Origin of the sequence: Marinobacter sp. (assembly GCF_041690615.1) — a bacterium.
In the GTDB taxonomy this organism is placed as follows: domain Bacteria; phylum Pseudomonadota; class Gammaproteobacteria; order Pseudomonadales; family Oleiphilaceae; genus Marinobacter.
Genome location: NZ_JAWLGY010000010.1, coordinates 79,556 through 94,268, shown reverse-complemented (window position 1 = coordinate 94,268; position 14,713 = coordinate 79,556). Strand labels below are relative to the sequence as shown.

The following is a 14,713-nucleotide window of genomic DNA, read 5'->3' as shown; positions in this document are numbered from 1 at the left end:
GACCGAAACATGACCGACACCACCATGCAAACCCTGCACTGTGTACTCATTCCCATGCACAACCGGCAGTTGTTGTTGCCCAACGTGTCCGTCGCGGAAGTGGTGGATCATGATGCCACCCTGAGCAGGGGGGAGGACCACCCCTGGCTGGCCGGCTACCTGGACTGGCGGGGGCAGAAGCTACCCGTTATTTCCTACGAGGGCGCCAACCAACAGGAAACTGCGCCACCGGAAGCCGGGCGCGGGCGCATCGTGGTGCTCAATACCATTGGAGCAGACCATGACCGCCTGCCTTTCATGGCCATCATGACCCGGGGCATCCCCAGCCAGGCGCGACTGGATGCGGAACAGCTACAGGGCCAGGAAACAACCAATACCGGCCCGGCGGACCTGATGCAGGTGGAACTGGAAGGGGAGCCGGCATGGATTCCCAACCTGGAATACCTGGAAAGCCTCGGCGTTCAGGCACTTCGAACCGCCTGACCAGCCGCCGTGTGGTTCCGGGTGATTAACCGCTTCCCGGCGGAGCACCGGGTCATATCGGGGCATTTTTCTCCCATCAGGGCAATGTTATACTGTTGCAACACGACCCGGATGGCCCTTTATGTCCCACGACGCGCTCCCCTATCGCCCCCACAATCATGATGCCTGTGTCAGGGATGCCCTGGCCGAGGCACGCTCCATCTGCCAGGCCCGCAACGCGCGGCTCACGCCCATCCGCCAGCGGGTGCTGGAGCTGATCTGGGAGTCCCACAAACCCCTGGGTGCCTATGACCTGCTCGCCATGCTCGCCCAGGAAGGCCATAACGCCGCACCACCAACGGTCTATCGCGCGCTGGACTTCCTCCAGCAGCACGGCCTGGTGCACCGGATCGCCTCCCTGAACGCCTTTATCGGCTGCAGCCATGCCCGCGAACATCACACCGGCCTGTTCCTGATCTGCCGGGGCTGTCGCAATGTCCACGAACTGTCATCCGAGGGGGTTTCCCGGGCGATCGCAGCCGCCAGCAGCGCTGAAGGCTTCACCCCTGTTGAGACCACGATCGAAGTAGCCGGTCTGTGCCCCCGCTGCCAGCAACAACAGGCGACGCCGGCATGAGGGACAGCAGCCAGCCGCTGGTCAAGCTGGACCAGGCCTCCGTGGTGTTCGACGAGAACCCGGTGGTGGACCATGTCAGCCTGACGGTGAACCGGGGCGACATCCTGACCATTATTGGCCCCAATGGCGCTGGCAAGACCACCCTGATCAAGGCGATCCTGGGTATCCAGCCGCTGACCCGGGGAACGATTCGCAAGGCCCCGTCGCTGCAGATCGGCTACGTCCCCCAGCACCTGCAACTGCAGCCCACCCTGCCCCTGAGCGTGCGCCGGTTCATGGCCCTGACCGGGGCACCGGAGTCAGAGACCCGGGCAGCACTGGAGCAGACCGGTATCGGACACCTGTTCCGCAAGTCGGTCCACCACCTGTCCGGTGGCGAGATGCAGCGATTGTTGCTGGCCAGGGCCCTGGTGCGAAAACCCGACCTGCTGGTTCTGGATGAGCCTGCCCAGGGAGTCGATATCAACGGCCAGGCGGCCCTGTACGACCTGATCCGTGCAGTGCGGGACGAGCTGCAATGCGGTGTGATCATGATTTCCCATGACCTGCACCTGGTGATGGCGGCCACCGACCGGGTGATCTGCCTGAACCAGCATGTCTGCTGCAGCGGCTACCCGGCGGACATCTCCCATGATCCGGCCTTTGTGGAAACCTTTGGCCGACCGGTGGCAGAAAGCCTGGCGGTCTACCATCACCACCACACTCACCGCCATGACCTCCATGGCGATGTCATCGAAGGTCGGCCGGAAACCACCCATTGCGAGCACGATCACCACCATGCCCCTTCTTGACCTGATTCTGGACGACTTTTTCTGGCGGGCCCTGCTCGGCGGCCTGGGTGTGGCGGTGCTGGCCGGCCCCCTGGGCTGCTTCGTGGTGTGGCGGCGAATGGCCTATTTCGGCGACACCCTGGCGCACTCGGCGCTGCTCGGCGTTGCCCTGGGCTTTCTGTTCCACACCAACCTCAACCTCAGCGTCGCCGCCACCTGTGTCGTGCTGGCGCTGGCGCTGGTATTTCTCTCCCGCAACCGGGCCCTGGCCACGGACACACTGCTGGGCATCCTGGCCCACAGTGCGCTGGCGATCGGCCTGGTGGCACTCAGTTTCATGCCGGATGTTCGGGTGGACCTGACCGGCTACCTGTTCGGTGACCTGCTCGCCATGAGCCGCCAGGACCTGGCGTGGATCTTTGGCGGTGGCGTGGTGGTCCTGGGGCTGTTGTGGTGGCTCTGGCAGGGACTGCTGATGGCGACCATCCATGAGGAACTCGCCCGTGTTGAGGGCTTCCCTGTTGCCCGGCTGCAACTGGTACTGATGGTGATTTTCTCGCTGGTCATCGCCGTGGCCATGAAAATGGTCGGTGTTCTGCTCATCACAGCCCTGCTGATCATTCCAGCCGCCACCGCCCGCCGCCTGGCCAGCAGCCCGGAGAAAATGGTGGTACTGGCTGTCGGCTTCGGCATGATCGCCGTTGCCAGCGGCCTCAGCCTGTCCTGGAACCTGGACACCCCCGCGGGACCTTCCATTGTGGTTTCTGCCTTTGTCGCGTTTCTGCTGGTCTATACCCTGATCCGCCGCAGCCGTGCCTGATCACTGAAGTCCACGGTTGCCTGGCACGCCGGACCCTGCCGGATCCGGTACGTAGCTGCCCGCCGGCAGGAGCCTGGCCAGCATTCCCGCCCTGTCGATAACGAATTGCTTAAGCCCGGCGGGCTGCTAGAGTGAAGAATGATCGCGGGCTACCGCCGACCGCTCCCGGGAAGACAGCAAACAGGACGCGCCCATGGACACCCACCCCACGTCAGGAAGACCTGGTACCCTCTGGTGGCTGCTGCCAGTCCTGGTGCTGGTCTGCGGGCTGGTGGTGACCCTCCTGATCGCGCCCCGCAGCCAGGCTCCGGTGCAGGCGCTGACCCAGGACCTGTCCCGGGCCCACCATGACCAGCTCAGCCGTGCTCTGGTAGAGCAGGCCACGGATGTGCTGGCTGCAGCGCGGGAGCTCACCGCCCGGGGACCCGCTACCGATGCGGACAGCTTCAACCGTCAGGCCACCTCACTGCTGGCCGAGTTCCCGGAAGTGGCTGGCGTAGAGCTGCTGACCACGATCGGCCACGCCCAGCGGCCCATGGTGGAACGCCAACTCAGCGAACAGACTGGCCAGTTTGTTCGGTTCGCCCGCTGGACGGGCACCCGCGATACACAGGCTGCAGAGCCCGCCGATCACTACCTGGTGATCCGTCAGGGCGTGTTCCAGCCGGACACCGGGCCCGGCGTCTCCGGTCTTGGCCTGGTAGCCACCTCTGTTCCCCACTGGCGTGACGCCTTGCGACTGGCGCGTCGGGAAGATCGCCCCGCCGCCACTACCGTCACGGAGCTGGAGCGTAACGGAGGCCAGCAACGAGCCTTGCGGGTGTTCATACCCTTCCCGGAAAACGAAAGCAGCAATGATGCTGACCTGCTGGCGCTGGTCATCCGACCGGATCACTGGCTTGAGCATCAGCTCGCTGCACTCCACGACAGCCGCTGGCAGGTAGAGATCCACGATATTTCCCAGCACGCCCGACAGCCCCTGGCCGCGCTGCCGGCGGCCAACCCACCGGCCAGTGACGTGCCGGCCACCCGCTCCACTCTGACCCTGGCCAACCGCCAGTGGATGCTCAGTACCCGGCCCGCCGGCGAATGGCTTGACAGTCTCCGTGAGCAGGCGCTCTGGCCTGCCTGGCTTACCGGCCTGGCGGTCACCCTGCTCGCCGCCGCTCTGACAGCCTGGGCCTGCTGGCAACTGATTGTCCACAAGCGCCTGCTTCGGCGCCGCAGCATTCGTGCACGGAAGCTCGGCCAGCAACTGGACAATACCCGGGTGGAGAAAAACATCCTGCATCATTCACTGCAGGAAAGTGACCGCCGCGCCCGGGACCTGATCGAACTGGGGGCCGGTATCTTTGCAGAACTGGATGAAGGGCGTCACATCGGCTATCTGTCCCCCCAGGCGGCTACCCTGCTGGACATCCCGTCAACGGAGCTGGTGGGTACACCGCTGGACGCCCTGTTCGCCGACGACGAGCAGCGCGAGCTGGCCATGACCTTCGACGCAGCCCGACGTGACCAGGGCATCCAGCGGCTGGACACTGAGCTGACCACACGCAGCGGCCAGCTACTTCCGGTTACTTTGCGGGCCAAGACTCTCAGGGATCCCCTCAGTGGCTGCGCAGGGTTTCGCGTCACCCTCACCCCACGATAGTGGCCGCAGGGCAGGCCGTCAGAGAGGATGCAGAACCTCCCTCACACGCCCGGAATCCACCAGCTCAAGAAACTCGTCCCCCAGGCGTTCGCTGCGGGCAATGGCGGTGCGCCAGGTCCGCTCGCGGCCGGCATCATCCCCGGCATAGCGCTCGAAATCCTTCCGGTCCGGCAGTTTCTTGTCCGGCAATGAATCCAGGTAGGCCCGGGACGGGGCCACCAGCACTACATCCTGCAGGCGGCCGGCATCACCCCGGCGCCAGGGGAGCGTCTTGTCGAACCAGCCTGGCACGACCCTGTCGGTAAAATGGGGATACAACACAACACCCGGCTGCTGGTAGGGCAGGTCCAGGTGATAGTCCAACAGGCCACCGTCCCGGTAGACACCTTCCGGCGCTCCGGGAATATTGCGCACACCGGACATCACCAGCGGAATGGACGCCGATGCCAGCAGGGCGGGAATCAGGTTCTCACGGGTCAGGGGGACCTGGTGACTGGGGAAGTCCACCAGTTTGGCCAGGGGAGCGGGCAAGCGCCGGTCATGGATAATGCCCCGTTCAAAGAAACGCCCCAGGTGGCGACGACTCACCATGTTGGCGCTGATGGCCTTCATCAGGCCGAGCCCGAGTCGGCCCCGGGTGTCATCTTCGAGTCCGGCCAGACTGCGGACCACCACAATACTGAGCCGGTACCAGGGGTGCTCCAGGATGGTCTGTTCCCGGCCACCGATGAGCTCTTGCAGAAACAGGGTGCTTTTGCGGGTGACTTCCGCCGGGCTGACACCCTTTGAAAAACGCTGACAGGTATAAAGTTCCGCCAGTTTTGCAAGCTGGGCGGCAGGATCATCGGATGAGGCCACCGCCGCGAAGCGCCAGCTGCCAATGGAGGAGCCGATCAGCGCCCGTTCCTGGGGAACCCGTAGCAGCCAGTGGCCGAAAATGGCCCGGTCCAGACCGGACAGACCCAGTGCCTTGGGGCCGCCAGCTGCGCCGGGAATCACGTGAACATCTTCCGGGCGCAGGCCCCGGTCACGGATCCGCTCCAGTGCCCGGCGTCCGGCCCGGACGGTCAGTGCCGGTGGGCGGGTATGAATGGCTGGCATGGCTGGTAACCTCCCTGGTCGGTGATGCTCGCCCCGTGGTTGCCTGACGGGTGATACAAGAGCACTGGAAGCGTAATCAAACACCCGTTTATCTGGATGGGCGGGAGTTTATCGAAGTCCTCCCCACTGTGCCATTACCGCCCCGGCGGGTCGCCCGCTGTGGTCCGATCAGGACCGTGACCGTATAGGATACTGTTAGCGGCCAACATGTCTTACAATGGCCGGTTCAGCCATGCTCCACCGCAGACGGAATCCATCATGACCGACGTTCTCGACTCCCTCTCCGACCACTACCGCGCCATCCTTGAAGGTCTCGGCGAAAACCCGGACCGGGAAGGTCTGCGGGATACCCCGGCCCGCGCCGCCAAGGCCATGCAGTTTCTGACTCGCGGCTATAACCAGAGCCTCGAAGACCTGGTTAACGGTGCGGTTTTTGAATCGGCCATGGACGAGATGGTGGTGGTCAAGGACATCGAACTCTACAGTCTGTGCGAACACCACGTGCTGCCGTTTATCGGAAAGTGCCATATTGCCTATATTCCCAACGGCAAGGTACTGGGTCTCTCCAAGTTCGCGCGTATTGTGGACATGTACGCCCGACGGCTGCAGATCCAGGAGAACCTCACCCGTGAAATCGCCGAAGCCGTGGAGCAGGTCACCCAGGCCGCCGGGGTTGCCGTGGTGATCGAGGCACGACACATGTGCATGATGATGCGGGGTGTCGAAAAGCAGAACTCGGTGATGAAGACATCCATGATGCTGGGCGGTTTCCGCAAGAACCAGGCAACCCGCACCGAGTTCCTGCAACTGGTCGCCGGTCGCGACTGACGCCATGGCAAACCCCGTCGCTGTTGTCACCGGTGCCGGCCGCCGCCTGGGTTTCGAGACCAGCAAGGCCCTGCTCGAGCGAGGTTACCGGGTATTTGCGCTGTATCGCAGTGAAACCGATGACCTCTTTCAGCTCGCAATCCTCGGCGCCATTACCCTGAAGGCAGACCTGGCTGACCCGGACAGCGTGGATATGGCCATAGCCCGCATTCTCAAACAGACCTCAGAAGTGCACCTGCTGGTCAACAATGCCTCGGAATTCACGGCGGACGAAGCGGACCATCAGGCCCTCGCCCACCAGGCAAACCGTCTGTTCCAGATCAACAGCGTGGCCCCCATGATGCTGATGGCCGGGCTGACGGACGCGCTTCGCAAGGGTTGCAACAACGACAGAGCGCCGACCCTGGTGATCAACATCACCGACATCTTCGTGGAGAAACCCAACCCGAAGTTCGCCGCCTACTGCGCCAGCAAGGCCGCCCTGAGCAACCTGACCCTGAGCTATGCCCGCATGCTGGCACCGAAGGTGAGGGTCAACGCGATCATGCCCGGGCCTGTCCGCTTCCTGCCAGACCACACGCCGGAGGACCAGGCACAGGTGCTGTCCGAAACCCTGCTAGCCCGGGAGGGGGGCTTTGACTGCGTGGTCCAGCAGATTCTTTCCCTGCTGGACAATCACTTCATGACCGGCGCCCTGATTCCCGTGGACGGTGGCCGGCGCCTGGCCTAGGGGCTGACCATCCAGTAACAGCGCCACGCCCTGCACCGGCTCTTCCCGCAGGAGTTGCCGAAAATAACCTTCACCGATTCCGGTGACGTCAAATCGGGGTGTGCCAGCAGTTTGCAGAATGTCCACGTCGATCGGGCGGTCCCGCACGCTGCTCAGGGGATCGGACCGGTCCCGCCCCAGCGCTTCCTCCAGTGCGTTCAGTCGTCCCTTGACCTGACCAGGAGATTCCCGGGTCTCGAAAATTGCCAGTGCGTTGAGAAACGGATTGTCAGACGCCATGCCCTCCGGAGACGTCCGGATAACCGGCGACAGGGCCACCACCCCGAACAGGCCGGCCAGCCTGGCCACGGCCCGCGGCAAATTTTCTTCGGGGGCAATATTGCTGCCCAGACCACACAGATACCACATACCGGTTACCCGACTGAGTGACAGAACCCGCAAGCGATGCTCGTCGCTTTCTCCAGCATCATACGTATTTACGCCCGCTTTGGCCCAGCATCCCAACGCCGGTGTGCGGACAGGTTCCTAGGCAACCCGGACTGAGGGCGTTAGTATGAGCACATCCAATTTGACGGCGGGAGACCCTGAACATGCCAGTTGAACACCCCGAGGAAATTCGCAGGATTCTGGGCGAAGTCCGCACCATTGCCCTGGTGGGCGCCAGCGAAAAGCCCAACCGCCCCAGCCATGAGGTCATGGCCTGGCTGCAGGGGCGTGGTTACCGGGTAATCCCGGTGAACCCGAAACTGGCAGGACAGACGCTGCTGGGGGAAACGGTATACCCGGATCTGGCCAGCCTTCCGGTGGCGGTCGACATGGCAGAGATTTTCCTTGCTTCCGAACGCACGGATCCCGTTATCGACGCAGCGGTCGCCCAGAAAATTCCGGTGATCTGGCTGCAAATCGGCGTGATCAATGAGGAAGGCGCGGCACGGGCCGAGGCCGCCGGCGCAAGGGTTGTCATGGACCGCTGCCCCAAGCAGGAGATCCCCCGCCTGGGGATCCCCCCGGTGGCTGCCTGAAGCACCTGTTGAACCGTGTCGCCGATTGCTCTGGACCTGAGAGCGGGCCGAAGGAAGTGCCCGGTCTCCATTAACGTAAAGTATTAAAGAACCGGAAGCCGGGGCCGTTTACACTACCTGTATACATGAAATATTAGAATAATGAATTTCCGTGCACGGCTGGCAATCCACCAGTCCTGCCGGACCATAATAATAATGAAACCATCGCGAGCCTTCCGCCGGAGCCCTGTGTGCCGCAGCCACGTCCTGTATCTGTAGTAATTTTACGCCAGCTGATGAAGCCGGTTTTCCCGGCCATTGTATTACTGACGTTTCTCGCAATGGCAACAGGGCTCAAAATCGGCCTGGACTCCGAGGAAGACGCCCAAATCCGCCAGACCCTCGCCCTGGACACCGAAACCCTGGCAAGGCGCCTGGAGCAGGATTTTCTCAACCATGTCATTGCCCTGCGGCGCATGGCCAACCGGCTGGACGTGCAGCCGGACCTGCCGCAAGCGGTCTGGCGCGAAGATGCCCGTCACTACCTGCAGGATTTCCAGACCTTCCAGGCCATTGAATGGATCGATGAGAACCTGGTCATCCGCTGGATAGAACCCATGGCAGGCAATGAAGCCGCACTGGGTTACAACGCCGGCTTCACTCCGGCGCGGCGCCAGGAACTGAAACGCGCCCAGGAGGAAGGAGCGCTGAACATTTCCGGCGTTATCCGCCTCACACAGGGTGGCCCCGGGCTGGTGGTCTATGCGCCGGTGGGTGCAGGTGAGGACAATAACGGCTTTATCGCCGGCGTGTTCCGGATGGAACGCCTGGCCGATGCCCTGATCCTGCCCCGTATTCGCGGCAACTTCAGCGTCGAGTTGCTGGAAGACGGAGAAGTGACCTTCAGCCTGCCCGCCGCCGGGCCGGCACAGACCGAATTCAGCCACACCACACAAACCAACCTGCCGTCGGTAGAGTGGGCGCTGCGGGTGAGACCCACCGCCGAATGGATCCAGCGTTACCGCAGTCCGTGGCCGTGGGTGACTTTTATCAGCATGCTGACCCTTGGTGTGCTGGGCTCGCTGACCATCCTGCTGGTACAACTGATTTTCAAGCGCAACCAGGCCCTCTTGCGCACCCGGCAGGAACTGGAAGAAGAAATCGACCAGCGGGTTGCCATCCAGCAGGACCTGGCCCGCCTCGAGTCCACCGACACCCTTACCGGCCTGGCCAACCGCCGCTTTTTCATGGAAGACCTGCAGCATACCCTGAGCCAGGCTGACCGACAGTTGCGCCAGGTAGCCCTGGTGATGATGGACCTGGACCGGTTCCAGATGCTCAACGACTCCCTGGGCCATCACTTTGGCGATGAGTTGCTCGCCCAGGTCTCGGCACGCCTTGACGCCCTGAGCAGTGAACGGGTGATGGTGGGATATTCCGGCGGTGACGAGTTCATGATCTGCCAGCAGCATGTGGAAGATATCGATGATGTGATTCACCTGCTGGGCCTGCTCAAGGGGTGCTTCGACGAACCCTTCGAGGTGCATGGCCAGCGTCACCACGTTACCGCCACCATGGGTGTCGCGGTTTATCCCCAGAGTGGACTGGATGCCGACACCCTGCTTCGCAACGCGGATATCGCCCTGTACCGGGCCAAGGAGCAGGGGCGCAACACCTATCAGTTCTACACGGAGGGCATGCAGGAGCGGGAAGTGCGCCGGCTGGAGCTGGACAAGGACCTGAGCGAGGCCCTGGCCCGGAACGAATTCGAACTCTACTACCAGCCCCAGCTGGACCTGGCCACCTCACAAACCACGAGCGTGGAAGCGCTGATCCGCTGGAATCACCCGCAACGGGGTCTGGTGCCACCCGTCGATTTCATTCCCCTGGCGGAGGAAAGCGGACGCATCACCGAGATCGGCCGCTGGGTCATCCGGGCAGCCTGCCAGCAGCTCAGGCAATGGCAGGGTTCGTCACTGGCCGGACTGGGTATCGCCATCAACCTGTCCGGCCGGGAGCTGGCGGAAGCGGACCTGCCAAACTTTCTGTCGGCGTGTTTCCGGGAATACGGTGTCGAGCCGGGGCAGCTGGAAATCGAGCTGACGGAAGAGTCGTTCATCGCCAACATCGAGCATAACCACAGGCAGCTAAGGCGAATCAGTGATCTGGGAGTAAAGCTGGCGATTGATGATTTCGGGGTTGGCTATTCTTCCCTGGGTTACCTCAGGGACTTTACGGTGGACCAGCTCAAGATCGATCGCTCCTTTATCACCGACGTCACCCAAAAGCATGATGATGCGGTCATTACCCGGGCGGTGATCAACCTGGCCCATAACCTGGGCATTCGGGTGGTGGCCGAGGGTGTTGAGACCGAGGACCAGCTCCGCTTCCTGAGACAGAACCGGTGCGATATGGCCCAGGGTTATCTGATGAGCCGCCCCGTTCGGGCAGGGGAGCTGCCAGGGCTGATCGAAAACGGGCTGATACCCGTATCTCTCCAGGAACATGACTGAAGCCTGGATCTGAAACCTGACCGTAGCAGATCATGGTAGGATTCAGGCTGAATTCCCCGCTTTTCTGACAGACAGGATCCCATGGCAAGCTATCTGACGCCTGAACAGAACCAGCGCCTGAGGCGTTGGGAAGCCGTGAACAAGGGCTATTTCATTTTCGCCTTCGCGGCGCTGATTATCCTGCTGGTCTTCAGCAGCCAGCTTGGATTGTCCAGTGGTGACAGCTGGGGGCCTCTGGGTGTGCTGATTGCCCTGTTGGTGATTCCTATCATCGTTCTGCAGTTACAGCTGAAATGCCCGGCCTGCGGTCATCCCATTGGCTGGCAGGCCAAGTTGATGGCGCCGGATCAATGTCGGCATTGTGGGGTTTTTCTTCGGTCTCGTTCTGATTGATGGTTGTTTTTTACCAGGCCTGCTGAGTTTTGGTGCCTGGCTCTGGGGCGCCCCGGGGATTTTTCCACCGCAATTCACGGCCCATCCCTGGACCGGCCTTGCTCCGCGCCATCCATGGCGCTGTTCCAAAATCCCCGGGCCACCCCAGATCCGTCAGACTAATGAGCAATCCTCCGCCACCACTACAACACAATCGGATTGATCAACCTTCTCCGTAACTTGCCTCCTGAAATGCCATCTGATGCCTCGCTGAACGGTGGCTAAACAATGACTATCCCGGCTTACACGCCCCGCAAAAAATCGGCGTTGACTGCATCTGCTCATAGGTCTGGGGGTGGGTGGGGGTATTACGCAGCAGCGCCAGGGATGGCGCGGAGCAAGGCCGGTCCAGGGAAGGACCGTGAATTGCGGCGGAGTAATACCCCCCACCCACCCCCGGGCCCGCCCCCAAAGTAAAGCTCCATACTCCCCAGTCGGACCCAAACACCAACAACAAAAAACAAACCCTTGACCTATGAGCAACTCACAGGTTCTAGTCTAGGCTCATATCAACCGAATACCGGATAAACCCAATGAAAGTAAGCGAACTGGCAAAGGCAGCAAAGGTAAAGCCGGACACGGTCCGCTTCTACACCCGCGAAGGCCTTTTAAACCCGACCCGCAACCCGGACAACAACTACCAGCAGTACGACGCCGAGGACCTGCGCCGGCTGCGGTTTGCCCGCAAGGCGCGGCAGCTGGGGTTCTCGCTGCCGGAGATTCGCTCCATCCTGGAGCAAGCGGATGACCATCACTCCCCCTGCCCCATGGTTCGCGAAGTGTTCGAGGCCCGCCTCGCCGAAGTGGAGAAAGAGATCCACCAGCTCCAGCAGTTGCGGGAGCGTATGCAAAGCGCCCTAACCGCCTGGCAGGCAATGCCCGACGGCACACCCGACGGCCACACTATTTGTCGGCTGATCGAACACTGGGACAACGACACCCCATCCAGGCCCGAGGAGGACCGCCACCATGGCTGAAGCTGAAATGGAAACCCTCGTACCCGCTCTGACTATTACCGGCGCAAGTTGTCAGGGTTGCGCCAAAAAGATCCGGGCGGCCCTGGAGCCCCTTACCGGCAGCACTGACCGAGTTGAAGTGGACCTTGAGAACCAGACGGTAGCACTGCCAGCTGATACCGACCTGGCCGATGCGTCTCAGCGGGTCACCGATGCGGGCTACCCGGCCGAACCCCTGTGGCAGCCGGCACTCTCGGTTTCCGGTGCTACCTGCCAGGGTTGTGCCCGCAAGATCCGCAATGCCCTGGAGCCGCTAACCGGCGCGCCAGAGCGCACCCATGTGGATCTGGAAAAGCAGACCATTTTGCTGATGCCCGGTATTGACCGGAACGAAGCGGCTGAACGAGTAACGGAAGCCGGTTACCCGGCGCAGCCCCTGAACGAGGAAGAGCCTGGCGAACCGGAACAGCCAGAGCCGGAACCAAATACGGCGCACCAAACACCGGAGCCTGACAAAGCCCCGGAAGTTGAGGCACCGGCACCAGCCAGCCACGATGACCAGGTACAGCTCTCGGTGACCGGCGCCACCTGCGCCTCCTGCGTGGCCACCATCGAGAAGGCACTGATGTCCGTAAGGGGCGTGACCGGGGCCCATATGAACCTGGCGGACAATACCGCCACGGCCACCGGCGACGCCGACCCGGATGCCCTGGTGCAGGCGGTGGAAAGTGCCGGCTATGGCGCCACCGTGATCGAGGACCCGGACGCCGCCGATGAGCAGAAGCAGGCGCAGGATCGCAAGCAATACCGGGACATGATGGTGAAGATGGCTGTCAGCCTGGGCCTGGGTATCGGGCTTATGGCCTACGGCATGGGCTTCGGATCCATGATGATCAGCGACGCCAACCAGCTGACCTGGATTAACCTGGGCATACTCACTTTTGCCGTCATGGTGGTTACCGGCGGGCATTTCTTTGTGGGTGCCGCCAAGGCGTTCCGCCATCACAACGCCAACATGGACACCCTGATTGCCCTGGGTACCGGCACCGCCTGGATCTACTCCATGGTGGTCTCGTTATTCCCGGGCGTGTTCCCGGACATGGCCCGCCATGTCTACTTCGAGGCGTCGGCGATGATCATCGGCCTGATCAACCTGGGCCAGGCTCTCGAATTGCGGGCCAAGGGCAAGACCTCCGAGGCCGTGCGCCGCCTGCTGGACCTGCGGGCAAAGACCGCCCGGGTGATCCGGGATGGTGAGGAGCAGGACATTCCTGTCGAGCAGGTCCGCAAGGGCGACCATATCCGCGTCCGGCCCGGTGAGAAGCTGCCGGTGGATGGCGTCATCGTGGACGGTAACACCCGCATCGACGAGAGCATGCTCACCGGCGAGCCCATGCCGGTCAACAAGGCCAGCGGTGACGAGGTTTCCGCCGGCACCCTGAACACTCATGGCTCCATTGTGTACGAAGCGACCCGGGTGGGTAGCGAGACGGCCCTGGCCCAGATTATCCGGCTGGTGAAAAAGGCCCAGGGCTCCAAGCCCGCCATTGGACGGCTGGCCGACAAGATTTCTGCTGTCTTCGTGCCCAGTGTCATGCTGGTCGCCGTGGTCACCGCCCTGGCCTGGTTCAACTTCGGACCTGATCCCCGGGTGGTCCACATGATGGTGGCAGCCACCACCGTGCTGATCATCGCCTGCCCCTGTGCCCTGGGCCTGGCCACCCCCATGTCCGTCATTGTCGGTGTCGGCAAGGCGGCAGAGTATGGAGCCCTGATCCGCCAGGGGGACGCTCTGCAGACCGCCGGCAAGCTGGACCTGGTAATCCTGGACAAGACGGGCACCATTACCGAAGGCCACCCGGCGGTAACCCATGTTCACGCCGCTGAGGGCGGTGAAGACGAACTGCTGGCCCTGGCTGCCGGCCTTGAGCAGCACTCCGAGCATCCGCTGGCGGAGGCTATCCTGGAACGGGCAAAGTCCGATGGTGCGCCCAAACGCTCCGTTATCGGCTTTGAAGCCCTGAATGGCAAGGGCGTACAGGGTGAGCTGAACGGTGAGCCCCTGCGTCTTGGTAACCGGCGCTGGCTGGAGAGCGAGGGCATTGATCTTGCCGGCCTCGACGAAGCCGCCCGCGCCATCACCGATGAGGCCGGTACGCCGCTGTTCCTGGCGCGGGGCGGCCGCGCCCTGGGGGTTATCGGTGTGGCCGACGCCATCAAGGAAGACTCCGAAGCGGCCATCCGACGCCTCCACGATGCGGGCATCCGGGTCATGATGGTGACCGGTGACGTACAGGCCACCGCCGAAGCCATCGCCCGCAAGGCCGGTATTGACGATATTCGCGCCGAAGTGCTACCCGAGGACAAGGCGGAGATCGTGGAAGAAATGCGCCGCAAGGGCCACACTGTGGCCATGGTGGGAGACGGCATCAACGACGCACCGGCACTGGCGGCAGCAGACGTCGGCTTTGCCATCGGTACCGGCACCGACGTGGCCATCGAAAGCGCCGCCATCACCCTGATGCGGGGGTCCCTGCACGGAGTGGCGGACGCGATACAGATCTCCCGGGCAACGGTTCGCAACATTCACCAGAACCTGTTCGGGGCGTTTATCTACAATACCCTGGGTATTCCCATCGCCGCCGGGGTGCTGTATCCGGTCTGGGGCATTCTGATGAGCCCGATCCTGGCCGGCGCGGCCATGTCACTGTCATCCGTCACCGTGGTCACCAACGCCAACCGGTTACGGCTTTTCAAACCCCGTCACCAATCTGAAACGCAGGAGGGGAACTGATGGCAACGGTGCTAGTCA

At 62.5% G+C, this 14,713-nt stretch carries 14 protein-coding genes; 12 read left to right on the top strand and 2 right to left on the bottom strand.

Annotation, left to right across the window (positions count from 1 at the left end; all coding sequences use genetic code 11):
* Positions 1-9: 9 nt before the first annotated feature.
* The 5 genes from ACESMZ_RS09100 (at position 10) to ACESMZ_RS09080 (ending at position 4,340) form a co-directional block, all read left to right on the top strand.
* Positions 10-483 (top strand): chemotaxis protein CheW, encoded by a 474-nt coding sequence (locus ACESMZ_RS09100; RefSeq protein WP_372957310.1) that lies wholly within the window; start codon positions 10-12, stop codon positions 481-483.
* A 121-nt stretch (positions 484-604) separates the two neighbouring features.
* Positions 605-1,099, top strand: a complete 495-nt coding sequence (locus ACESMZ_RS09095) for a Fur family transcriptional regulator (protein WP_372957311.1) — start codon at positions 605-607, stop codon at positions 1,097-1,099.
* On the top strand, positions 1,096-1,890 hold the full coding sequence (znuC, locus tag ACESMZ_RS09090; protein ID WP_372957312.1) for a zinc ABC transporter ATP-binding protein ZnuC: 795 nt from the start codon (positions 1,096-1,098) through the stop codon (positions 1,888-1,890). Before ACESMZ_RS09095 ends, znuC begins: the two co-directional genes overlap by 4 nt.
* Positions 1,877-2,689: a zinc ABC transporter permease subunit ZnuB gene (gene znuB, locus ACESMZ_RS09085; protein WP_372957313.1), complete on the top strand. Its 813-nt coding sequence runs from the start codon at positions 1,877-1,879 to the stop codon at positions 2,687-2,689. Before znuC ends, znuB begins: the two co-directional genes overlap by 14 nt.
* Positions 2,690-2,882: 193 nt before the next feature.
* Positions 2,883-4,340 (top strand): CHASE domain-containing protein, encoded by a 1,458-nt coding sequence (locus tag ACESMZ_RS09080; RefSeq protein ID WP_372972514.1) that lies wholly within the window; start codon positions 2,883-2,885, stop codon positions 4,338-4,340.
* An 18-nt stretch (positions 4,341-4,358) separates the two neighbouring features.
* Here the strand turns inward: ACESMZ_RS09080 and ACESMZ_RS09075 are convergent, their stop codons facing one another.
* Complete coding sequence (locus tag ACESMZ_RS09075; RefSeq protein WP_372957315.1) at positions 4,359-5,441, bottom strand: patatin-like phospholipase family protein; 1,083 nt, start codon at positions 5,439-5,441, stop codon at positions 4,359-4,361.
* A 258-nt stretch (positions 5,442-5,699) separates the two neighbouring features.
* On the opposite strand from ACESMZ_RS09075, the gene folE reads away from it, so the two are divergent.
* Both folE and ACESMZ_RS09065 read left to right on the top strand, forming a co-directional pair.
* Entirely contained in the window at positions 5,700-6,269 is a 570-nt protein-coding gene (gene folE / locus ACESMZ_RS09070) for a GTP cyclohydrolase I FolE (RefSeq protein WP_372957316.1), read from the top strand.
* Positions 6,270-6,273: 4 nt separating this feature from the next.
* Positions 6,274-6,999, top strand: coding sequence for an SDR family NAD(P)-dependent oxidoreductase (locus ACESMZ_RS09065; protein ID WP_372957317.1), 726 nt, complete (start codon positions 6,274-6,276; stop codon positions 6,997-6,999).
* On the opposite strand, the gene ACESMZ_RS09060 is transcribed toward ACESMZ_RS09065, so the two are convergent.
* A complete protein-coding gene (locus ACESMZ_RS09060) occupies positions 6,886-7,407 on the bottom strand; it encodes a 2-amino-4-hydroxy-6-hydroxymethyldihydropteridine diphosphokinase (RefSeq protein WP_372957318.1) in 522 nt (173 codons plus the stop codon). The genes ACESMZ_RS09065 and ACESMZ_RS09060 overlap by 114 nt on opposite strands.
* 182 nt (positions 7,408-7,589) lie before the next feature.
* On the opposite strand from ACESMZ_RS09060, the gene ACESMZ_RS09055 reads away from it, so the two are divergent.
* The 5 genes from ACESMZ_RS09055 to ACESMZ_RS09035 all read left to right on the top strand — a co-directional run bounded on the left by ACESMZ_RS09055 (position 7,590) and on the right by ACESMZ_RS09035 (position 14,695).
* On the top strand, positions 7,590-8,021 hold the full coding sequence (locus ACESMZ_RS09055) for a CoA-binding protein (RefSeq protein WP_372957319.1): 432 nt from the start codon (positions 7,590-7,592) through the stop codon (positions 8,019-8,021).
* A gap of 320 nt (positions 8,022-8,341) precedes the next feature.
* Positions 8,342-10,513 (top strand): putative bifunctional diguanylate cyclase/phosphodiesterase, encoded by a 2,172-nt coding sequence (locus ACESMZ_RS09050; protein WP_372972513.1) that lies wholly within the window; start codon positions 8,342-8,344, stop codon positions 10,511-10,513.
* 81 nt (positions 10,514-10,594) lie between these two features.
* On the top strand, positions 10,595-10,906 hold the full coding sequence (locus ACESMZ_RS09045) for a hypothetical protein (RefSeq protein WP_372957321.1): 312 nt from the start codon (positions 10,595-10,597) through the stop codon (positions 10,904-10,906).
* Positions 10,907-11,478: 572 nt separating this feature from the next.
* Positions 11,479-11,922, top strand: a complete 444-nt coding sequence (locus ACESMZ_RS09040) for a MerR family transcriptional regulator (RefSeq protein WP_372957322.1) — start codon at positions 11,479-11,481, stop codon at positions 11,920-11,922.
* Positions 11,915-14,695, top strand: coding sequence for a heavy metal translocating P-type ATPase (locus ACESMZ_RS09035; protein WP_372972512.1), 2,781 nt, complete (start codon positions 11,915-11,917; stop codon positions 14,693-14,695). The genes ACESMZ_RS09040 and ACESMZ_RS09035 overlap by 8 nt, the downstream gene beginning before the upstream one ends.
* Positions 14,696-14,713: the final 18 nt, after the last annotated feature.